Origin of the sequence: Marinobacter sp. DS40M6, from assembly GCF_028581595.1 — a bacterium.
Classification (GTDB): domain Bacteria; phylum Pseudomonadota; class Gammaproteobacteria; order Pseudomonadales; family Oleiphilaceae; genus Marinobacter; species Marinobacter salarius.
The window spans coordinates 358,661-380,679 of the sequence record NZ_JAFCAE010000004.1; the positions used below are offsets into that span (position 1 = coordinate 358,661).

General features: G+C 58.0%; 15 protein-coding genes. 6 read left to right on the plus strand and 9 right to left on the minus strand.

Annotated elements, in window-relative coordinates; all coding sequences use genetic code 11:
* Positions 1–7: 7 nt before the first annotated feature.
* Entirely contained in the window at positions 8–568 is a 561-nt protein-coding gene (locus JJO78_RS12390) for a cytochrome b (protein ID WP_036209677.1), read from the minus strand.
* Between the two features lie 553 nt (positions 569–1,121).
* On the opposite strand from JJO78_RS12390, the gene JJO78_RS12395 reads away from it, so the two are divergent.
* Positions 1,122–2,417 carry an EAL domain-containing protein gene (locus tag JJO78_RS12395; RefSeq protein WP_036209674.1) on the plus strand — a complete coding sequence of 432 codons (1,296 nt, stop codon included), beginning with the start codon at positions 1,122–1,124 and terminating at the stop codon, positions 2,415–2,417.
* Here the strand turns inward: JJO78_RS12395 and JJO78_RS12400 are convergent.
* From JJO78_RS12400 to JJO78_RS12435, 8 genes are all read right to left on the minus strand, one after another.
* Positions 2,404–4,179: an SLC13 family permease gene (locus tag JJO78_RS12400; protein ID WP_126811974.1), complete on the minus strand. Its 1,776-nt coding sequence runs from the start codon at positions 4,177–4,179 to the stop codon at positions 2,404–2,406. The two genes, JJO78_RS12395 and JJO78_RS12400, sit on opposite strands and share 14 nt — an antisense overlap.
* 101 nt (positions 4,180–4,280) lie before the next feature.
* On the minus strand, positions 4,281–6,176 hold the full coding sequence (parE, locus tag JJO78_RS12405) for a DNA topoisomerase IV subunit B (protein ID WP_091640957.1): 1,896 nt from the start codon (positions 6,174–6,176) through the stop codon (positions 4,281–4,283).
* A gap of 114 nt (positions 6,177–6,290) precedes the next feature.
* Positions 6,291–6,782, minus strand: a complete 492-nt coding sequence (locus tag JJO78_RS12410) for a protease complex subunit PrcB family protein (protein WP_075196546.1) — start codon at positions 6,780–6,782, stop codon at positions 6,291–6,293.
* Positions 6,779–9,418 (minus strand): S8 family serine peptidase, encoded by a 2,640-nt coding sequence (locus JJO78_RS12415; protein ID WP_159265610.1) that lies wholly within the window; start codon positions 9,416–9,418, stop codon positions 6,779–6,781. The genes JJO78_RS12410 and JJO78_RS12415 overlap by 4 nt, the downstream gene beginning before the upstream one ends.
* A 177-nt stretch (positions 9,419–9,595) precedes the next feature.
* Positions 9,596–11,647, minus strand: coding sequence for a TRAP transporter large permease subunit (locus JJO78_RS12420; RefSeq protein ID WP_085679765.1), 2,052 nt, complete (start codon positions 11,645–11,647; stop codon positions 9,596–9,598).
* Between the two features lie 16 nt (positions 11,648–11,663).
* Positions 11,664–12,674, minus strand: coding sequence for a putative solute-binding protein (locus JJO78_RS12425; RefSeq protein WP_036209655.1), 1,011 nt, complete (start codon positions 12,672–12,674; stop codon positions 11,664–11,666).
* A 58-nt stretch (positions 12,675–12,732) separates the two neighbouring features.
* On the minus strand, positions 12,733–13,794 hold the full coding sequence (locus JJO78_RS12430) for a hypothetical protein (protein ID WP_036210312.1): 1,062 nt from the start codon (positions 13,792–13,794) through the stop codon (positions 12,733–12,735).
* Positions 13,795–14,054: 260 nt separating this feature from the next.
* Positions 14,055–14,672, minus strand: coding sequence for a TetR/AcrR family transcriptional regulator (locus JJO78_RS12435; RefSeq protein WP_036209652.1), 618 nt, complete (start codon positions 14,670–14,672; stop codon positions 14,055–14,057).
* Positions 14,673–14,843: 171 nt separating this feature from the next.
* Here JJO78_RS12435 and JJO78_RS12440 point away from each other — a divergent pair, with 171 nt between their 5' ends.
* The 5 genes from JJO78_RS12440 to JJO78_RS12460 all read left to right on the plus strand — a co-directional run bounded on the left by JJO78_RS12440 (position 14,844) and on the right by JJO78_RS12460 (position 21,711).
* Positions 14,844–16,649, plus strand: coding sequence for an acyclic terpene utilization AtuA family protein (locus JJO78_RS12440; RefSeq protein WP_151982686.1), 1,806 nt, complete (start codon positions 14,844–14,846; stop codon positions 16,647–16,649).
* Between the two features lie 153 nt (positions 16,650–16,802).
* Positions 16,803–17,669, plus strand: a complete 867-nt coding sequence (locus JJO78_RS12445; RefSeq protein ID WP_151982688.1) for an SDR family oxidoreductase — start codon at positions 16,803–16,805, stop codon at positions 17,667–17,669.
* A 10-nt stretch (positions 17,670–17,679) separates the two neighbouring features.
* Positions 17,680–19,296, plus strand: coding sequence for an acyl-CoA carboxylase subunit beta (locus JJO78_RS12450; RefSeq protein ID WP_151982690.1), 1,617 nt, complete (start codon positions 17,680–17,682; stop codon positions 19,294–19,296).
* A 261-nt stretch (positions 19,297–19,557) separates the two neighbouring features.
* Entirely contained in the window at positions 19,558–20,718 is a 1,161-nt protein-coding gene (locus JJO78_RS12455) for an acyl-CoA dehydrogenase family protein (protein ID WP_151982692.1), read from the plus strand.
* A gap of 174 nt (positions 20,719–20,892) precedes the next feature.
* Positions 20,893–21,711: an enoyl-CoA hydratase/isomerase family protein gene (locus tag JJO78_RS12460; protein WP_151982694.1), complete on the plus strand. Its 819-nt coding sequence runs from the start codon at positions 20,893–20,895 to the stop codon at positions 21,709–21,711.
* Positions 21,712–22,019: the final 308 nt, after the last annotated feature.

The window sequence follows — 22,019 nt, forward strand, 5'->3', positions numbered from 1 at the left end:
GTCTGAATTACGATTGGCGGCGGCCTGAACCCAACATGCGTCGAAGGGTGTCGTCCCGGTCAATCAGATGATGCTTAACCGCAGCCAGACCGTGTACCCCGGCAAGCACGACAAGTGCCCAGGTAGACCAGTAATGGACAAGCCCGGCGGTGTCCTCCATCCCCTTAATCTGGCCGGTCACCGAAGGCACATCAAACCAGTTGAACACACTTATTGAGGACCCATCCGCCGTCGAAATGAGATACCCACTGGCCATAGCAACAAAAATCAGCACATAGAGCAGAGAGTGTGCGCCATGAGCGGCCAACACTTCCAGTCGGCTATGGCTCGGGAGTGCACGCGGCAGCGGATTGAACAGTCGCCACACCAGGCGAAACAGCATGACCAACAGCAGCAATATACCGATACTTCTATGGATATCCGGGCCGGTGCGATACCAGTCGTCGTAATAGGATAGATCCACCATCCAGTAACCCAGCCCGAATAGGCCAAACACCGCTACAGCCACCAGCCAATGAATGGCTACGGATACCACACCAAAATTACTGCTCGAATTGCGTACCTGCATGACGCTTAACGTCCCACTCCCCGATACCAAACAAGATCCCAACAGTTTAGGAAGAGCCCCGCACAAAACCAATCAAAATGTTTTGGAGACGAAGATCAGATTTTCTGATGAACAACCCCATACGTACGATCCCTTATACCTTTGGTCTGATACGGGTTTTACGGATTGTGGAAAACAATGGGTACGATAAACTTTTTACATACTTCATTTACCCGGTTCGGGTCACTCAGTGAACGAGAGGAATAAACATGGAACTTGAATTCGACGAATCCGTCGCAGTACCCAGCAACAACTGATTCCCTGCAGCTCCCACCGGAGCTGCCGGACACCGGTCCTGCTCACCCACCTGCGCATTGCCGCCTGACGTTGCCTGTTTTTACATGAAATAGTGGTAATAACCCGCTGTTTTTGGCACTCTTCTGTCTATCTAGACCATCCTGTTCGTGCTGACTGATTTACTTTCCTATAAGTCAACGAAATGCGACCAGGATCAACAGATCGGGCTGCCACAGGCTTTCCCGATGTTTTCGTTTATCCGGACCAGAAAAGGCCTATGTCGCGAACCCTCCCAGAGCAGATGACCGCACCGGAAGTTGATGTGCTGTCGCCTATGTTAACCAGGGAGGGGGAATCATGGACGGCCGACTACCAGGGCCTGACTTTACGAACGGCGCTGCAGCCAATATTCAGTATTTCCCACAAACGGGTTGTCGGCTACGAAGCGCTGATTCGCGCCTTTGATACCGATAATGCTGCGGTATTACCCCTTCATTTGTTCGAGCTACCGAGCTCTGACGCCGAAAACCTGCTGCTTGATCGCCTTTGCCGATACCTGCACATCAGCAACTATTCCGGATTCCAGGACCAGCTGAATTGGCTGTTCCTGAACGTATCTCCCCGTGTGGTTTCAGCTGGCAACCGTGCCGACAGCTTTTTCGGCGAACTGTTGAAGAAAACGGGCCTGCCTCCCCATCGCATCGTGATGGAGATTGTGGAGCAGCCAACGGACGATGCAGAACGACTGCGTGAAACCGTTGCCTACTACCAACAGCTGGGCTGCCTGACCGCTATCGATGACTTTGGTGCTGGGCATTCCAACTTTGAGCGCATCTGGAACCTGTCACCGGATATCGTGAAGCTGGACCGTAAGCTTCTGACTCGGGCCACAGACGACCACAAGGCCAGACAGATACTCAACGGCATCGTCTCTTTGCTGCATCAGTCTGGGTGCCTAGTGCTCCTTGAAGGCGTGGAAACTCACGACCAGGCAATGATTGCTATCGACGCGGGCGTTGATTTTGTCCAGGGATTCTATTTCAGCAGGCCAAGTACTGCCCTGGCGGACATTCCCCACAAAGTGACGGACCTGGACGGGTTACTGAGAGACTATAAGAGCAAAAACCGGATAACGAGAGACCCAACACAGCAACTGATTTCCTACTTCGAGGATTTCTTTCGTAGTGCCGTAGACACACTCTCGCAGGGCATGCCGATGAACGAGGCATGCAGTAGCCTGCTGAATCATCCTGCGGTGTCGCGGTGTTACCTGGTCGATGCCAACGGCGTACAAATTGATGACACCATGGTATCGGACGCCACAGCCCGGGGCCTGGACCCTCGATTCCGGCCGCTGGAAAGCACCACCAGTGCCGACTGGTATCGCCAACAGTATCTACGCCAGGCCATTGCCCAGCCAGGCCATGTTCATATAACCGCGCCCTACCTCTGTATTACCGGCGCATACATGTGCGTTACCCTGTCCCTCGGTTACTACCACAAGGGCGAGCTGAGGGTTCTTTGCTGCGACATTCTCGCCAACCCTACCGAAACCGCCCTCAGGAAAGGCTGATCCCGTAGACCACCGAGATCACGCCGACGGTCACCAGCCCGATAAACAGGTTCATCGGCAGGCCTACTTTTACGAAGTCCATAAACCGGTATCCCCCTGGCCCAAACACCATCATATTGGTCTGGTAGCCCAGTGGTGTGGCAAAACTGGCGGATGCCGCCATCATCACGGCGATAACATAGGGCTCTGACGCGATCCCCAGGGCCGTTGTCATTGACAGTACAATGGGTAGTACCAACACTGCGGCTGCGTTGTTGGTAATGACCTCGGTCAGCACCGATACCGCGAAGTACACCAGCAGGATGGTCAGCAGTGGGTGACCACTGCTCACCTCCAGAATGCCCGTCGCAACATAACCTGCAGCCCCGGTTTCCTGAAGCGCAGCCCCTAAGGCAAATGACGCAGCAATTGTAAGCATCACTGGTACATCCACCGCTTTCTGCGCCTGACCGACGGAACAGCAACCGCTAAGAACCATCAGGGCCGCCCCCATCAGTGCGGCGTTCAGCATGCTCAATACCCCAAAAGCGGCAGCGCCCACGAGCACCAGCAGGATGCCCCAGGACAGATAGGCACGGTCATGGCGGGGTGTTTCGGTTTCCAGGTCGTTGATCAGCAGGAAGTCCTTGGCGTATCGCTGACGACTGACAAAAGCGGGACGTGCCTCCAGCAACAGAACGTCGCCGGTTTTCAGACGAATATTGCCGAGATTGCCCGACACCCGCTCACCACCCCGGGCGACTGCCAATACCACCGCGCCATAGCGATCCCGAAAACGGGCATCCCGGATGGTCAGACCCAGCACTTCCGACTGCGGGGACAGCGCGGCTTCAACCAGCCGGCGCTCTGCCCGGTCTTTACTCAGGCTTGGCTCATCATCGTGTACCGAAGGGACAATACCGTTGATTCGCAGCAGATCGGAAATAGCCTGGGTATCGCCAGCAAAGACCAACCGGTCACCGCCTCGAAGGCGTTCTTCCGAAGGTACCGCCGTAACAACGCTGCCATCCCGCTCAATCTCGACGAGGTACAGCCTCTCCAACTCACGCAGCCCGGCCTCTCCGACACTCTTGCCCACCAACGGCCCATCAAAGGCAACTGCCACCTCCAGGGTGAACTCCCGCATGGAACCGAACTTCTGCTGGTCCTTACGATCCGGAAGCGCCCTCGGTAACACCAGAAGCATGACAGCCAAGCCGATCACAGCAACCGGCAACCCAACGGCGGTGATGGAAAAAATCGAGAAACCGCCCTCCCCGGTCAATTGCTGGTACTGGCCATTGACCACCAGGTTGGTGCTGGTGCCAATCAGGGTGAGGGTACCACCCAGAATGGCGGAGTAACTCAGGGGGATCATCAGTTTCGAGGGTGATATGCCAATCTTGCGGGACCAGGCATGGACCGCGGGAATCATGGTGGCCACTACCGGGGTGTTGTTGAGGAAGCCGCTCAGCAACGCGACAGGGAATGCGATGCGGGCCTGGGCCGAGCGCACCGTACGAGGTGACCTGAGCAGGTGATGGACAACCAGGTCTACTCCACCGGAATGGTGAATGCCCGCCGCCACCACGAACATGGCAACCACCGTGATCAATCCACTGTTACTGAATCCGGCAAGGGCCTGATCGGCACTGATAATGCCGCTGGCACTGAGAACGATGAGTACACCCAGCATGACGAGATGCGGGCCGAACCGCCCGACACTCATCAATAATAACGCCACACCCGTAAGGCTTAATGCAAACCAGCCCTGCCAATCCATCTGGTGGTCCTTTGGATAAAAGGGGCAGGATAACGAGTTTGCCGAATACTTAGAAAGAATAAAGGATGCTGTTTAAAGCACCAGAAGAAATATAGGACGATTCAGACTTCGATATCCGCCATATTTCCGTAAGTCTCCAGCCAGGTGCGGCGGTCAGACGCCCGCTTTTTACCCAGCAGCATGTCCATGCGGCTGTCGGTATCGTCGCCGTCTTCAATGGTCAGCATCACCAGCCGGCGGGTATCCGGCGCCATTGTCGTCTCCCGCAACTGGAGCGGATTCATCTCGCCCAGGCCCTTGAAACGGGTAACGGAAATCTTGCCGCGACGGTTTTCGGCCGCCAGCCGGTCGATAATGCCCTGCTTTTCGTGCTCATCAAGGGCGTAAAAAGTTTCCTTTCCCAAATCAACACGATACAGCGGGGGCATGGCAACAAATACGTGGCCGGCAGCAACCACCGGTCGGAAATGCTTGACGAACAACGCGCACAACAGGGTGGCGATGTGTAGGCCATCGGAGTCAGCGTCCGCCAGGATGCAGATCTTGTTGTAACGCAGGCCTTCCAGTTTGTCGGAGCCAGGATCTACCCCAATGGCAACGGCAATGTCATGGACTTCCTGGGAAGCAAGAATTTCGCTGGAGTCCACTTCCCAGGTGTTGAGGATCTTGCCTCGCAGGGGCATGACCGCCTGAAATTCACGGTCACGAGCCTGTTTCGCGGAGCCGCCGGCGGAGTCACCCTCAACCAGAAAGAGTTCCGAGCGGTTGGTGTCGCTGCCGGAACAATCCGCCAGTTTTCCGGGCAAAGCCGGACCGGATGTGACCTTTTTGCGGGCCACTTTCTTGCTGGCCCTGAGACGACGCTGGGCATTGCTGATGAACAATTCAGCGAGTGCTTCAGCAATGTCCGTATGCTGATTCAGCCACAAGCTGAACGCGTCCTTCACCACACCGGAAATAAACGCGGCAGCTTCCCGGGAGGACAACCGTTCCTTTGTCTGGCCGGAAAACTGGGGTTCCTGCATCTTGAAGGACAACACATAGGCGCAGCGTTCCCAGATGTCTTCAGGAGACAACTTGACGCCCCGGGGCAACAGGTTACGGAACTCACAGAACTCCCTCATGGCCTCCAGCAGGCCGGTACGCAGGCCGTTCACGTGGGTGCCGCCCTGGGCGGTCGGAATCAGGTTAACGTAACTCTCCATAACCGCTTCGCCACCTTCCGGCAACCACTGGAACGCCCAGTCCACCGCTTCCTTGTTGCCGGAAAAGCTGCCCGTGAACGGCTCCAGCGGTACGGCTTCGATGTCGGCAAGCTCGGTGCGCAGGTAGTCCCGCAAACCGCCCTCGTAGCACCATTCATCTTTATCACCGGTGTGTTCCTGCAGGAAAGTGACGTTCAGGCCGGGACAGAGAACGGCCTTGGCGCGCAGGTTGTGGCGCAAACGGCTGACGGAAAATTTCGGGCTGTCGAAGTAGCTTGGGTCCGGGGTGAACTTCAATCGGGTACCGGTGTTCCGCTTGCCCACAGAGTCGACAACTGTTAGTTCCGTCTTCTTGTGGCCGTTGGCGAAGGTCATCCGGTGCAGTTGCCCATCACGCTTGATGGAAACCTCAAGGAGCGTCGACAGGGCGTTGACCACCGAGACACCTACCCCATGCAGGCCACCGGAAAAGTTGTAGTTACCCTGGGAGAATTTACCGCCGGCGTGGAGGCGGGTCAGAATCAGCTCCACACCCGGAACCCCATGTTCCTTGTGCATGTCGACCGGCATCCCGCGGCCGTCGTCTTCCACGCTCAGGGAACCATCGCTGTGCAGGACGACATCGATCCTGCGGGCGTGCCCCGCCAGCGCTTCGTCGACACTGTTATCAATGACTTCCTGAGCCAGATGGTTGGGCCGACTGGTATCGGTGTACATGCCTGGGCGTTTGCGGACAGGGTCCAGACCACTCAGAACTTCAATGGCATCGGCGTTGTACTGTTTCTGGCTCATGGGAAGGAAGCGACTCCACGGGTTTGTTATAAAACTGGCCCATAGCTTAGGGATTCGCAGGGAAAGATCAACGGTTGTTTTGTGCTGGTGTGGATCAGCACGGCCCCGGCGCCGTTAACGCTGTCGCGAGAAACGCCCGAGGCCTTCCCCGGACACCCGCAACTGCTCCCACTCTTCGGGGCTGATGGCGATCACTGCACAGGGTGTGGTCAACGCCTGGGTTACCATGGCGTCTGCCGCCGGCCGCCTGACCTTGACCGCCAACTCCAGAACATCGTCTACGATCTCGGATGACGTCAGTGTCAGGCCGTAGCCGCCAGTGGTTTTCTGCCCCAGCCCCACCAACACCAGATGTTCCTCATTGAAATCAATGGCGCGAAGCATGCTCAGCGCCAGGTTTCCGGAGGGCAGTTGGGCAAGCTTGTCCAGATCTCCGGCACTGGACACATAGACCAGTCCCGGCGCCGTGAGCCCACAGTGATCGGACTCAGTGACCTGTCTCGCCAGAGGCGCACCATCAGCGGTCGCCGAGCGATTGATCGCACAGCCTGTGATCAGACTGAGCACGAGTACACAGAGTGGTAGCAGCGTAAAACGGTAGGTCAACGGGTATTCTCCACGTTGCGGATCGGCTCACCGCCAGTTTTTGACTTCGGGCCTGATCTCAGGCGATACCCCTCAAAGCCCACTCTGGGCAGACCCAGGGAGGTAATGGTGGGCCGACGAAAACTGGTACTCAACCTTACCCCGCCTACCGGTTCTTCGCCAATAACGATTTTTTCAGGTAACCCATTGACCGGATATTCGGCACAGGCCTCGCCGTTTTCACAAATCAGCCCGTTGTTGTCCATGTCGCTGCCGGCAACCAGGAAATACTCACCGGCCTCAACCTCGTCAAACGCAAATTCGTACCGCCCCCGGGAGGCGGAGACAACGGCCTGCTCAAGAGTATCGCGCTCGTCGTCCGCACTGACCAGCAATACATAGTGTCGGCCTGCGTTCCGTTCATCCGATGAACTACCCAGGCTGAGAGATACCGGAATCATAAGCGTTGCAGCAGGTGCGCCGTCTGCTTGATAGGTAATCACCAGCGTTGCCATGTAGCGCCCGTCACCCCCCAGTTGCGTAGGGTCTGCGGTCACTGTCAGTGACAACGGTCGCGCATCGCTGGGTTCACTCACATCAAGCCATGGCGCACCAGGGTCCACGTCTGTGATGGTGACGCTCTCCCCTTCGGGGTAGGTCGAAAATACCAGCTGTTCACTAAGCACCGCAGCATTGAACTGTATAGCGGTGGGCGAGGAACCAAGAGTGATTGGGAAATTGCCGTCCAGCGCCGCATCCATCGCTGCCAGTGCGTTGATCTGCCCCGCTCCGTATTCAAACGCGGGCCCCACATCGTCCGTAAGGTCACCATTTACCAGGAAACTCTGAAATCCGGCAGGGGTAAGGGTCGGCACTTCCGCCTTCATCAGGGCGTAAACGCCCGCCACATGAGGTGCCGCCATTGAGGTGCCCTGCAGGCCAGCGTATCCCGGCTCGAATGAGCCCGTATCGTCGCGCCCCCAGGCGCTGACAATGACATCGGCCGTACCGTCCTGATTGGCATCCCTGCTTGCATCACCACCCGGAGCAACCACGTCGACGGACTGGCCAACGTTGGAATACGAGGCACGCACACTTCCGCCGTCTACAGCCCCCACTCCGACAACGTTGGGATAGGCAGCGGGGTAGGTAGGCTCGTCCGTGCCCTGGTTGCCAGCAGCGGCAACAATCAGTTTGCCGTTGCCACCATTCCAGGCGGCGTCGATCGCCTGCTTGAGCGCGTTGCTTGGGCCAAGCCCACCGAGACTGAGATTAATCACATCTATTTCATTCCGGCCGGCTGCCCAGTTCAGGGCGTCAATCAGGTCAGCGGACGACCCTACACCGTCACGCCCGAGCACCCGTACCGGATAGATAGTGGCCCCCGGCGAAACCCCGACGACACCCTGGGTGTTATCAACGGCAGCGGCAATACCTGCCACATGGGTTCCGTGGAAATTACTGCTCCGGGCCTTGCCGTCACCCGGGTCGGCGGGGTTTGTGTCACGTTGGCCACTGTCCTCCCGATCAATATCCAGATCACCCGATACGTAATCCATGATCTGCCCTGGGATCAGTTGCACATTGGCGCTCAAGTCCGGATGCCAGTCGCCCGTCGCCGTCGGTGGCGAGCGGAATACGCCGGTATCCATGACCGCGATACCAATATCTGCACCCGCACTCGGTGCGGCCTGCCAGGCCAACGGCGTTTGAATCAGCGGCAGACTCCATTGGCGACTGTAGAGTGGATCATTGTCCGGGGACACTTGTTGGGAGGAATAGAGGTAGTTCGGCTCCGCCGATGTCACACCGGGCTGTTGCTGCAACTCCCTGACCCATTCCAGGGTTTCCTGACGCGCACTTTCTCGCTGCCCGGACGACATGGTTGCCAGGTTTCGTGGCCGGTCACGGCGCAACAGCCAGGCACCTCGACCCAGTTCCCTGCGCTGTGACGTCGCCATCGCTGCGATCACTGGCTGGTTCCCCGAGGCTGGCGCGAGGGTGACTACGGCTTCATCAATCATGAATGGCGGCGTCGAGTAGCTGGTGTTCATCACGCTGGCTGTTCCCTCACCTGCCAGCGACAGCACGTACCGAAATGGAATACCGCTGGTGGTACTGACTTCCACCAGGTAAGAGCCGGGCTCGAAAGTGTCGTCGAGCACCTCGACCAGCGGTCGCAGATCACCCGAAGCAGACTGAGACGCCACTTCCACAACGGTTCCCGCCTGCTGTTTCAGTATCCGAAGAGAACGCTCCGGCGCCGCTGCGCCAGCGGGCAGGAGATCCTCCGGAGAACTGAACACCTGAAAAGAGACGCGGTCTCCGGGTGACAGGTCTACGGCGTAGACATCAACGGCATCTTCAAAGTACTGGAAAAAATTTGCGTAGGTATCGGAGCCAGAACTCAGATAGCCACCCACCGTTGCGCCCGGCGGCAGAGTCTGGGCAGACACGGCCGTGTTATTGGCGGTGGCAAGGTCAACACGACGATCATCTGCGGTATCGGAGTCCACCCGTGTACCGCTCTCGATGTCAATCACCCCACTCAGATCGGGTTGCGCCTCACTGCTACCACCGGATCCACCACCGCCGCAGCCTGCGAACAGCAATGTAAACGAGATCAAACCAGCAGTAACAGGAACAGTCCGAATCATAATGGGCTCACAAGGACGACAACTTAGAAGTGCGAGAACGACACCATATGCTTTCAGTATGGTACTCATTAAACGCCTATGAAACCGATTACGTTCCAAACCCATAATCAGATGCAAAAAACCGCCTGCAGGTTACCCCACAGGCGGTTTCGCGTCGGTGTCTCCGAGGCTCTATATCTACAGTGCGTAGAAAAACAGAGGCACGAACGCCGCCGTCAGCAATGTCGGTCCCATCACCACCAGTGGCAACAACAGTCTCTCATAGCGATGCCAGAACGAACCCGTGCGCTCAGCGGCCAACACCTCGGTTTCACCTACCACCTGCCGTGTCAGCAGATGGTTCAGTGCCACCGGCGGGCTCAGGTAGCCCAGTTCAAACGCCACCAGGCACACGATCCAGAAGTGCAGCGGGTCGATACCCAACTGGATGGCGGGCTGCGCGATGGTGGCCGACACCAGGATGACCGCGCCGAACGGGTCCATCACCATGCCGATAATGGTGAGCATAACCACAATCACCAACATGGCGATCCAGGGGCTGGTCAGGTTTTCCGGGAACAATGCGTGCACCACATCGGAACGTTCCAGGATGCCCCCGAGACAGATAGAGAAACCAATCAGCGCCAGCAGTGCGCCGATGTGTACGGCAGAGTCACTGGCGGCCGCCGTTGTGCGCATACAAAAAGCACGCACCCGGGATTGGCCCTGTTCGTTGGGATCCTTGCCCGAATCGAGATAGACCAGCGCCAGCATCACCAGCGGCAGGATCATCGGCGCGCTGTACTCATTGAATCCCAAACCGAGAATGACCCAGATGGCCAGGATAACCACCGCGGTAACGATGGCATAAGGCACCAGGGGGCGAAGCTGCGCCAGCGATTTACGGAATGCCCCTGGAGCCGGGCGAGGCTTCCAGTTGCCCTGGGTTTTACAGACAACCACAGAGAACAGAGTGGCCGACATAATAAACACCCAGAAACCCCAGCCGTACATTTCGGAGGTGGTCACTTCCTTGTTCAGCGCCGCCACAACCACGATCAGCAAACAGGGATTAAGAACCACCCCCAAGCTGCCGGACATGGCCGTGGTAGCCAGCGATAGCTGTCGCCCTGCTCCACTCTTGCGCATTTCATCGTAGACGACACCACCCACGGCCAGGATGAAAATCCCCGAGGCGCCAGTAAACGCAGTGGGAAAAGCGGTCGCGAATATCATCACCGAGGCCAGCATGGGCGCGGGCAGATGGTAAGGTTTGATGACGTTCAACAGCAGGTCCGGAATGCGAGTCTGCTTCAGCGCCATGCCCACAAGCACATAGAGCCCGATGTTGATAAACATCGATGACAGGTTGGTCATCATACCGAAATAGATCGCCAGGCCGGACGAGTAGCCGTCCACGAAGAAGAAATAACTCATCGCGATCAGGCCCATTGCGCAATACAGCGGCAGTACCAGGCCGGAGGACGCCGCCAGTGATCCCGGCCTCATTCGAGACGGCACCGACACAAACCGCATCAGGTTGATCACCATGAACAGCCCGAAGACTGCCGCCCAGGCGTATTGCAGCAAAGCGGTGCCTTCCGAGCCCGGCGAAGAGGATAACTTGCCCACGTAAGAGAACAGGGAGTACACCATCAGGCCATTGACCACAAACTGCATGCCCTGGCTCAGACGCCACTCTGACCGGTTGCGCGGCAATCGCAGGGCTATGTGATCGGCGTCGAAGGCCGAAATCGCCGCAGCCATGGCAAACATGGCGATAAACAGGAACTTGGTGAGCTCGATATTATCCAGCAGGAAATCCGCAAAGCCCTGTTCAACCGCCTTGTAAACTGCCAACGCCTCGGTGGCATGCTCCTGGTTTTCTTCATAGAGGCGATGCTTCTGCTGGCAGAGTGCCAGGTTTTTTTCCAGGGACTTGCGGATCGCATCCGGGTCCGGCGGCGAGCTGAAAAGATCGTCCGGATCTGGCTCGTAGGCCTCGACACGTTTCCTGACCTCTGCATCCACATCCATGGACAACGTGCAGGTCGGCTCCGTGGCGTCCGGGTCCAGCAGGTAGTAGTTCGGCCAGGTCTGCTCCCCCACCCACAGCATGCGCGAGTGGAGTGAGTTTCCCATACCCAGAAGAAGCGTAAAGATAAGGAGCAGCAGGAGGATAACCCCGTGCAATCGATGCACGGGGTACAGCGTTTTCGGGCCTGCCGCTGATAATGCTCGCCAGTTCATGGAGGGTCAGCCTTTATTATTCGCGGTCAGGCGCTGTGCACTCGGAGGCACCGGGATTGCTGGAGCAACGGATTTTGCTGAGCAGGCTCATCATCTTCGGGTGATAGACCTTATTGGCACCATCGGTTCCATCCCGAAGCTGCAGGCGGTTTTCCCGAAACATCTCCTGATAGCCTTCGATGTCAGCATCGGGAATACGGATCCACTTTTCCTCCGGAATGGCGGACTCCTGCCGCTGAATCAGGTCCATGGCCTGGCCGTACATCCCCCAGGCAACTTCACGGGACTTCTGAGCCGTGTCGTCGTCGAGCACATCGTCTCGGGCAATGACCTGGATGGTCAGTTGCGCCAGCGGATAATCAACGATGCCACCGTCTTCACCAATGCCCTTGTAGAGTTCCAGAGCTTCGTAGGCAAACGCCGGTGCGTAAGCCGTATCCACCGAGCCATTGTTGAACTTGCCGGCAAAGTTGGTGATGTCGGAGGGTACAACCGTCGCTTTCACATGGTTGACCATGTGGATGGCGTCCTTCTGGTAATCCAGTGTGGCCATGCGCTTGCCGGCCAGTTCACCAGCGGTATCAATGCTACGGTCATTGACGAACAGGTAGCCTGCACCCGCCGGAACAATGCCCAGCACCTCATAGTCGCCCTGTTTCATCAAGGGCGCTGCCTTGGCCTGCGCAAGCGTGGCGAGGGTTGTTTTCAGATCGTCATAGGTCGGGATCGCGCCAACGGCGCTGATGCTGCCGGTAAATCGGTTGAACGGGCGGGTCCGAAGATCCGTAGCGGCGACGGCGTCGCATTGTCCGGAATTGAAATCACCCACGGCAACCCCTTCGTCAGTGTAGGGGCGCAGTTCAAAATCAACCCCATGGGCTTTCATTTCCAGCGCATAGTCTTTGACCATGTTGTACATATCACCGTTTGCGCCGATCACATCGAAAACGCACATCGTCACAGACTGTGCGGCGGCCATCGGAGCAACTGCAGCAAAAGAAAGGGCAGCAAGGGATTTACGGATCATGAATGACCTCCGGGTCTTTCTTGTGTTTGTAGGTAATTACAGTGAGTCGAGGGCCTGCTTAGAGCAGGCCGTCCAGATCCATGGTTTCAGGCTCTTCGAGCCGTTCCGGGCTCAGTCTTCCGAAATAGGTACGGGGCGTGCGGTAGCCGTAGTTCGCTGTCCAATGCTTATCGGACGAGAACTGAATGACGTCTCGGGCGATCTCGTCTACCAGGCGATACTCAGCCCATACTTTGATCTCTCCATCCGCGTCGGCGAACCGCGCGATGACATCCTTGAGCACCTCCGGGCGACCAAACGTCTCTGCAGCCACGGCCTCAAGAGCCATGGACGCCCGTATACCCGATTCAACCCCCAGGCGGGAGCTATCCTCAAGCACTTCCCAGGGATCCGGAGACAGGCTGGGGCGGGTGTCCGGCAACAGCAACCACACCATGCCGCGTATGGCATTCGGTAAACCGCCCCATTTTTCGTTATCCAGGCATTCGGCGGCACGCTCCGCCCGGGGCGCAATATTGCGGGGAACCCCTGCCATGGCACCGGAGTTGGCGTCGTTCACGATGGCCTGCATGCCGGTCAGCAGGCCCAGCAGGAAAGTCAGCTCCTCCTGGTCATCGAACAGGAACGGACACTCGAATTCCTTTGCGGCCGGGTCAAAGTCATAGGCCGCCATGGCGCGCTGATAGGCGACATAGCGACGCTTGGCGGTTCGGGCATTCAGCCGCTTTGCTTTCTCCCGCGCGTCTTTTGCGGCAGGTACATCACCGGCAAAGTCAGCGCGCAGGTATTCCAGTTCCGCTTCCCATGCCTTGTATTCAGAGCAGTTCGCGGCCAGCAGCATCAACAGGGAACCGGTGCTCTCAGGCGCCTCGGTCACGCGGGAAAACGAGTACAACAGCGGGTCAACGCCCTCACCCAACGCACAGGCCATTTGCGGATCGGACATCTGCATGACGTAAGGGGTTGCTTCCCCCTCGGAGTAATTGGAGAGCACCACACCCGTTGTAGTGTAGATAGGGTTGGCCGAGCAACCGGCCAGAAACGTCACCACAAGAAGAAGCAGGTGACGGCTGCGAACGTTGAGGGCATGCCCAAAGGAATTCACCAGTGAGGAGTTCATAGTTCGTCCTGTTTGCATTGTTTTTATAGGTCGGGGGCGATCGCAATCACTGTCCCGTTCATCTTTGACGAGGGCAAGAATGCGTTGAATCTTGTCAGACAAAAATGGCTGGATTGCCGATTTGGTTATGCCGATCAGGCCAATGGCCCACATAGACGAGAGGAAATTATCTTTTAATCTCTTTAAAACAATAAGTTATGTAAAAAATTACAATTGAGACATTTGTACCACCATCGGCATTTAACGCCGGGTTATCCGATTCAGGGCGTCGTTAAACCCATCATTGCAACCACCTGCGCCGTCAAATCATCCAGGGTCAGGCCACCATCAGGCCGATACCATGTCACTGTCCAACTCAGGGCGCCCGTGAGCATACGGCGCACCACAAAGGGATCTGCCGCCAGCACGCCGTCCTGACGCAAGGTCTCCAGCACATCCAACCACAACTGCTCGTAGATATCCCGAAGCTCAAGGACGTAAGCCTGGGATTCCTCGGACAGGCTACGCCACTCGAACACCAGCACTGCCATGGCCTCCCCGGTCTGCCCGTTGATGGACTCCAGTTCAGCGCGAATCAGCGCCTGCAACTTGTCACGATGGGTACTGGCCGCATCCACCGCAGCCTGCATCAGGGCTGTGTTGAGACGAATGGTCTCCACCATGACGGCCTTGAGGATTTCTTCCTTGGTGCGGAAGTGGTGGAACAGGCTACCGGACTGAATGCCAACGGCGGCGGCCAGATCCCTGACGGTGGTCCGCTCATAACCCTTGTCACGAAACAGCTTTGCGGCCTCGTGGAGAAGCCGGCCACGGGCTCCGGCGGGATCGGAAACCAGGTTGTCGGCAACCAGTGAGCGCAGGATAGAGTCTTGATTCACAGTGTTTTCCAGCCAGGGAACAGAAGAGCGCCCATTCTATCCCGAATTTGCCTGTTTACAAACCAAGCGCTTGCTTGGTATCGTCAACCGCATGATAGACAATCTCCGCTAAAAGCGACCCTGTAAGGGTCTCTGAAAGCACTTTGCGGCTTCCGTCAACAAGGTGAAGACATGCCAGATTCCGACATCTCCAGGCCACAAACCGTCCGTATTGGCTGCTCTGCCGCCTTCTGGGGCGACACCGAAACGGCTGCCGCCCAACTGGTCCACAAGGGCAATATTGATTACCTGGTGGCGGACTATCTGGCGGAAATCACCATGTCCATCATGGCGGGGCAGAAGATGAAGGACCCAAGCCAGGGTTACGCCCGCGACTTCGTACAAACGGTGATGGGCCCCTTGCTGGGTGAGATCAAACAGAAAGGCATCCGGGTATTGGCGAACGCCGGTGGCGTCAATCCCGTCGCCTGCCGCGATGCTCTGCAGGCTTTGTGCGAAAAAGCCGGCTTGGATATGAAGATCGCCCTGGTGCTGGGTGATGACCTTCTGCCGAAAAAGAAGCAACTGGCCGATGCCGGCATCACCGAGATGACCACCGCACAGCCAATGCCGCCGATGCTGGTCAGCCTGAACGCCTACTTGGGCGCTCCGGGATTGGTCGCAGCACTGGAACAGGGTGCGGACATTGTTATCACCGGCCGGGTTGCCGACAGCGCCCTGGTGCTGGCGCCTCTGGTGCATGAATTTGGCTGGCGCTGGAGCGATTACGACAAGCTTGCCCAGGGCAGCCTGGCCGGGCACTTACTGGAATGCGGCGCGCAATCCACGGGCGGTAACTTTACCGACTGGGAAGATGTAGCCGAGGGTTATGCCGATATGGGCTTTCCGATTGCAGAAGTCTCCGCCACCGGGGATTTCATCATGACCAAGCCGCAAGGTACCGGGGGCAAAGTGTCCCGGGGCACGGTGGCGGAACAGTTGGTCTATGAAATCGGCGACCCGAGAGCTTACCTGCTGCCGGATGTGACCTGTGATTTTACCGGGGTCTCCCTTGAGGAAGTGGCAACGGACGAGGTTCGGGTTTCTGGCGCCAAGGGGCTTCCCCCCACGGACAGCTATAAGGTATCCGGCACCTGGCCGGACGGTTTCAAGTGCACGGTAACCTTCTTGTTGGCAGGCATGGATGCGAAGGCCAAGGCCCGGACAGTCGCCGAGGCGATCCTGGCCAAAACCTCGCGGATGTTCAGTGAGCGGGGCTTGCCGGACTACACAGAAACCAGCATCGAACTATTAGGCACCGAGGCCACCTACGGCGCTCAGGGACGTATGGGAGAATGTCGAGAGGTGGTGGTGAAGATCAGCACGGCCCACCTCAAGAAGGAAGCGCTGGTGCTGTTTTCCCGGGAAATCGCCCAAGCGGCGACAGGGATGGCACCTGGGATTACGGGCATTGTGGGTGGACGGCCGACCGTGTGGCCGAAGATTCGGTTGTATTCGTGCCTGGTTCCGAAAACGGAGGTATCCGTTGCCGTGGATCTTGGTGGCGACAAGCAGACGGTAGACGTGGCTACTGACGGCGGGTTCGAGCCAAGCCAGCTGATTGAGCAGTCTGCCAGTGCGGCCGCTCCGGCCACGGATACCACAGTGCCTTTGATTCAACTGGCCTGGGCGCGCAGTGGTGACAAGGGGGATCACACCAATATCGGGGTGATTGCCCGCAAGGCGGAGTTTGTGCCGTTTATTGAGGCGGCGTTGACGGAGTTGGCTGTGGCGGAATGGATGGCCCATACGCTACACCCTGCGCATGGTCGGGTGACCCGTTGGGCGTTGCCGGGGTTTCAGGCCTTTAATTTCCTGTTGGAGCACAGTCTCGGTGGCGGGGGTGTTGCCAGCTTGCGGATTGATCCGCAGGGGAAGGCGTTTGCCCAGCAGTTGCTTGAGTTCCCTGTTCCGGTTCGTGCTGAACTGCTTGATTGATTTTACATTGGTGCATGCACTCTGGTGGAAGGATATGTCCGGGACACGCGGTAAATACGTCCCTGTACGCTCGACAAAAACATCCATGTTTTTGACGGTCCCGGACATATCCTCCCACCAGAGCGCCCGAACATTTGAAAAGGTCCTCTTGTTATGAGCTATCAGTCTGTTTTTCACCCGAATCTCTTTCGGGATCAGGTTTTTATCGTTACCGGGGGTGGTTCCGGAATTGGGCGTTGTACCGCTCATGAACTTGCTGCGCTTGGGGCGAGGGTCGCTCTGGTTGGGCGGAAGGCTGAGAAGGTTGAGGCGGTGAAAGCAGAGATTACCGATGACGGTGGTATTGCTTCCGCTCACGTGTGCGACATCCGTGAGGAAGAGTCTGTAAAGGCGACCGTCACGGCCATCATTGAGGAACATGGCGGGCTGAACGGCGTCGTGAATAACGCCGGGGGTCAGTTTCCGTCGCCGCTGGCAAACATCAACCAGAAAGGTTGGGAGACGGTGGTTCGCACGAATCTTACTGGGGGCTTTCTCATTGCCCGTGAAGCCTACAATCAGCTGTTGTCAAAAACCGGCGGCGCCATCGTGAACATTGTGGCGGACATGTGGGGCGGCATGCCTGGCATGGGGCATTCCGGCGCTGCCCGGGCAGGGATGGTGAATTTTACCCAGACCGCTGCAGTTGAGTGGGGTTGCTCCGGGGTTCGGGTGAACGCTGTGGCACCGGGCTGGATTGCCTCCAGTGGGATGGATAACTATCCCGAACATATGAAGCAGTGGATTCGTAGCCTCGGGGATAACGTGCCTCTTAAGCGAATGGGGACGGAGTCCGAGGTCAGTGCAGCGATTTGTTTTCTGTTGAGCCCGGCGGCGGCGTTTATCAGTGGGGATTGCCTGCGAATTGACGGTGCCGCGTCCCAGGGGGGCCGGGTTTGGCCGTTCCCGAAAGCGAAGAACAATGAGCCCTTTAATGGGTTCCACCGGGCAGTCACGCCGAAAGTGTTGAGTGACGACTGAGGAGAATTCGATGCAGGTACTGGAGTCCACCGTAAATCCCCAGTCGGATGACTTTCGCGCAAACGCGGAGGTGATGGAGGCGCACATTGCCACCTTCCGCGATGTGGAGCAGAAGGTTCTTGATCTGGCGGAAGCGGCGCGGGAGAAGTTCATCAAGCGCGGGAAACTGTTGCCCCGTGACCGAATCAATCGCCTGCTGGATCGTGGTACGCCGTTCCTGGAGCTGTGCTCCCTGGCCGGCTACAAGATGCATGACGACAAGGACGGCAGCCTGTCCGGTGGCGGCATTATTGCCGGCATTGGCACGGTTAGCGGTGTTCGCTGCCTGGTGGTGGCCAGCAACAGCGCCATCAAGGGCGGCACCATTACGCCGGCGGGGCTGGACAAGACCCTGCGGCTGCAACAAATTGCCATGGAGAACAAGCTGCCAGTGGTGTCGCTGTCTGAAAGCGGCGGCGCCAACCTGAACTACGCCACGGACATTTTCGTGCTGGGCGCTCGCGGTTTCGCCAATCAGGCACGCATGTCCGCCGCTGGCATTCCGCAGGTTACGGTGGTTCATGGCAATGCGACCGCCGGCGGTGCCTATCAGCCGGGGCTGTCGGACTATGTGATTGTGGTTCGCGAACAGGCCAAGATGTTCCTGGCGGGCCCTCCCCTGCTGAAAGCGGCCACCGGCGAAGTCGCTACCGATGAAGAACTCGGCGGCGCGCAGATGCATGCAGAAGTGGCCGGCACGGCGGAATACCTGGCCGAGGACGACGCCGACGGCATTCGCCACGCCCGCAATGTGCTCGAAGCCCTGCCCTGGAACGAGCAGTTGCCCCCGTCGCGGGAGCCGGAATGGGAAGAGCCGCTCTACCCAGCCGAAGAGTTGCTGGGCGTTATTCCCAGCGACGCCAAGAAGCCTTATGACGTGCGTGAAATCCTCGCCCGCATAGCCGATGGCTCGAAGTTCATGGATTTCAAGAACGGCTACGACGACCAGACCGTGTGCGGCACCATCCGCATTGAAGGCCACTCGGTGGGCATCATCGGCAACAACGGCCCGATCACGCCTGCCGGCGCTACCAAGGCAGCGCAGTTTATCCAGCTCTGCGACCAGGCGGGCACGCCGTTGCTGTTCCTGCATAACACCACGGGGTTCATGGTCGGCACCCATTCGGAACAGAACGGCATCATCAAACACGGCTCAAAGATGATCCAGGCGGTGGCGAATTGCCGGGTGCCCAAGGTCGCAATTGTGATCGGCGGTTCCTATGGTGCAGGTAACTACGCGATGTGTGGCCGCGGCCTGGACCCACGCTTCATCTTCGCCTGGCCCAACAGCCGCACAGCGGTCATGGGCCCTGCGCAGGCGGGTAAGGTGATGCGCATTGTGGCCGAAGACAAGCAGCGCCGGGGCGGTTTGGAGCCGGATCCGAAAACGCTGGATTTCCTGGAGCAGGCTACGGCCAAGAAACTGGAAGACGGCTCTACGGCCCTGTTCGGTACAGCTCGGTTGTGGGACGACGGGCTCATAGATCCGCGGGATACCCGGCGGGTTCTGGCATTGGTGCTTTCGGTTTGTCGGGAGGCTGAGGTTCGGCAGTTGCGGCCTAATTCTTTTGGCGTTGCCCGCCTCTAGGAGAGCTTAGTGATGGTGGTTGACCCCGGAGCGGCAGGCCTCCCAAAAACCGCCCTGCAGGAAGCAACGAATTTATAGACAAAGCGGCTGTGTGGGCGGGCCTTCAGAAACCGTGCGGAGCCATGGATGGCGGAGCCCGAGCGTCACATGGATGTGCCGAAGGAGCGTGTTTCTGAAGGCCCGCCTACACAGCCGCCACCCGAGCTAGAGAACGTGCACCACTACCACTTAGGCACGAACTAACATCAGGAGAACAAAAACGTGAAATTCACAGCCGAACACGAAGCCCTCAGAAAAACCGTCCGCGATTTCGTGGAGAAGGAAATCAATCCCCACTGCGACGAATGGGAAGAAGCCGGCGAGTTCCCGATTCACGATATCTTCAAGAAGCTCGGCAACCTGGGCGTGTTGGGCATTCAGAAGCCGGAAGAGTATGGCGGCATGGGGCTGGATTACAGCTACAACCTGGTGGCCGCCGAAGAACTCGGCACTGCCCATTGCGGCGGTGTGCCGCTGGCAATAGGTGTGCAGACAGATATGTGCACCCCTGCCATTTCACGCTTTGGCTCCGACGAACTCAAACGGACCTTCCTTGCCCCGGCCATTGCCGGCGATATGGTGGGCTGTATCGGCGTCAGCGAAGTCGCCGCCGGTTCTGATGTGGCGGGGATGAAAACCACCGCAAAACAGGACGGCGATGACTACGTCATCAACGGCTCCAAGATGTGGATCACCAACAGCCCCAAGGCCGACTTTATCTGCCTGCTGGCCAACACCTCTGACGACAAACCCCACAAGAACAAATCGCTCATCGTTGTGCCCATGAACACGCCGGGCATTTCCTTCAGTCCGCATCTGAACAAGCTGGGCATGCGCTCTTCCGAAACCGCGCAGATTTTTTTTGACGATGTGCGAGTGCCGCAGCGCTATCGCATCGGTGCGGAAGGCACCGGGTTCATGATGCAGATGCTGCAGTTCCAGGAGGAACGGATGTGGGGCGCGGCCAACGTAATCAAGGCGCTGGAACTCTGTATCAACAAGACCATTGAATACTGCCGCGAGCGCAAAACGTTCGGGCAGCCGTTGATCAACAACCAGGTGATTCACTTCCGCCTGGCAGAGCTGCAAACCGAGGTGGAAGCCCTGCGTGCCCTCACCTATCAGGCCTGTGAGCTGCATGTGGAAGGCAAGGATGTGACCAAGCTGGCGTCAATGGCCAAGCTGAAGGCTGGCCGGCTTGGGCGTGAGGTGACGGACAGTTGCCTGCAGTACTGGGGGGGCAATGGTTACATGTGGGAGAACCCGCTGTCCCGTGCGTTCCGGGATGTGCGGCTGGTGTCGATTGGCGGCGGTGCTGACGAAATCATGTTGGGGATTATCTGCAAGATGATGGGGACTTTGCCTGGTAAGCAGCGGGACTGATTTTTTGGATTTTGGCATTGGGAGAAAGGACCGGCACATGGGTGGGAAGGCTTTTCCGGGACACGCGGTGAATACGTCCCTGTACGCTCGACAAAAACATCCATGTTTTTGACGGTCCCGGAAAAGCCTTCCCACCCACGCACCGGTCCCCGGACAACTTTCTTGGAGTCGAACATGGATCAATTACCACATTGCGAAACGCTAGTTCTGGAGAAACAGGGGCCTGCCCTTCACGTCACCATCAACCGGCCGGACGTTCGGAACGCCATGAGCCTGCAGATGGTGGCGGAACTGTCGACGGTGTTCAGTCAGGTTGAGAACGACGCCAGCATTCGTGCCGTGGTGATTCGCGGAGCCGGTGGCCACTTTTGCGCCGGCGGGGATATCAAGGACATGGCCGGTGCCCGGGGGCAGAAGCCTTCCGAGGGTGAGGAAGATCCTTTCTACCGGCTGAACCGGGCGTTCGGCCAGATGATTCAACAGGTGAACGAGTCGTCGAAGGTGGTGATTGCAGTCACCGAGGGTGCGGTGATGGGCGGCGGTTTTGGATTGGCCTGTGTGTCGGATGTGGCGATTGCCGGGCCGACAGCCAAGTTTGGTATGCCGGAGACGACCCTGGGAGTCATTCCCGCGCAGATTGCGCCGTTTGTGGTGGAGCGCATCGGGCTGACGCAGGCGCGTCGGTTGGCGTTGCTGGGGCTGCGAGTGGACGCGGATGAGGCGTGCCGGCTGGGGATTGTTCACCAGGTGGCGGAGTCTGAAGTTGAGATTGATGAGTTGCTCGGCCATGCGGTTGACCGGGTACAGCAGTGCGCGCCGAATGCGACGGCCCAGACCAAGGCGTTGTTGCACCGCGTTGGTCACGAGTCGATGAGTGGGCTTCTGGACAGTGCTGCCGGGAAGTTTGCCGAGGCGATTCGCAGTGACGAGGGTTCCGAGGGGACTCTTGCGTTTATGCAGAAACGGCCGGCTTCTTGGGCCAAGTCAGACTGATGGTGGAGGGTCGGGATTGATCCGGCTTTCCGGGACACGCGGTGAATACGTCCCTGTACGCTCGACAAAAACATCCATGTTTTTGACGGTCCCGGAAAGCCGGATCAACCCCGACCCCAGACACCGTGCAAAACGCTCATAAAAAAAGACATGCAATTACAACAGTTGGAAGGAGCTTTGGTGGGAGGGAGGCCCTGGTTCAGGACCCTAAAAAACATGGATGTTTTTTAGGAGCCTACATGGACGTATTCACGGCGTGTCCTGAACCAGGGCCTCCCTCCCACCAAAGCGGATAACCACCCAACCAT

Coding starts and splice junctions, on each gene's coding strand:
- JJO78_RS12390 (WP_036209677.1), bottom strand. CDS start 568: ATGCAGGTACGCAATTCGAGCAGTAATTTTGGTGTGGTATCCGTAGCC.
- JJO78_RS12395 (WP_036209674.1), top strand. CDS start 1,122: ATGTCGCGAACCCTCCCAGAGCAGATGACCGCACCGGAAGTTGATGTG.
- JJO78_RS12400 (WP_126811974.1), bottom strand. CDS start 4,179: ATGGATTGGCAGGGCTGGTTTGCATTAAGCCTTACGGGTGTGGCGTTA.
- parE (WP_091640957.1), bottom strand. CDS start 6,176: ATGAGCCAGAAACAGTACAACGCCGATGCCATTGAAGTTCTGAGTGGT.
- JJO78_RS12415 (WP_159265610.1), bottom strand. CDS start 9,418: ATGATTCGGACTGTTCCTGTTACTGCTGGTTTGATCTCGTTTACATTG.
- JJO78_RS12420 (WP_085679765.1), bottom strand. CDS start 11,647: ATGAACTGGCGAGCATTATCAGCGGCAGGCCCGAAAACGCTGTACCCC.
- JJO78_RS12425 (WP_036209655.1), bottom strand. CDS start 12,674: ATGATCCGTAAATCCCTTGCTGCCCTTTCTTTTGCTGCAGTTGCTCCG.
- JJO78_RS12430 (WP_036210312.1), bottom strand. CDS start 13,794: ATGAACTCCTCACTGGTGAATTCCTTTGGGCATGCCCTCAACGTTCGC.
- JJO78_RS12440 (WP_151982686.1), top strand. CDS start 14,844: ATGCCAGATTCCGACATCTCCAGGCCACAAACCGTCCGTATTGGCTGC.
- JJO78_RS12445 (WP_151982688.1), top strand. CDS start 16,803: ATGAGCTATCAGTCTGTTTTTCACCCGAATCTCTTTCGGGATCAGGTT.
- JJO78_RS12450 (WP_151982690.1), top strand. CDS start 17,680: ATGCAGGTACTGGAGTCCACCGTAAATCCCCAGTCGGATGACTTTCGC.
- JJO78_RS12460 (WP_151982694.1), top strand. CDS start 20,893: ATGGATCAATTACCACATTGCGAAACGCTAGTTCTGGAGAAACAGGGG.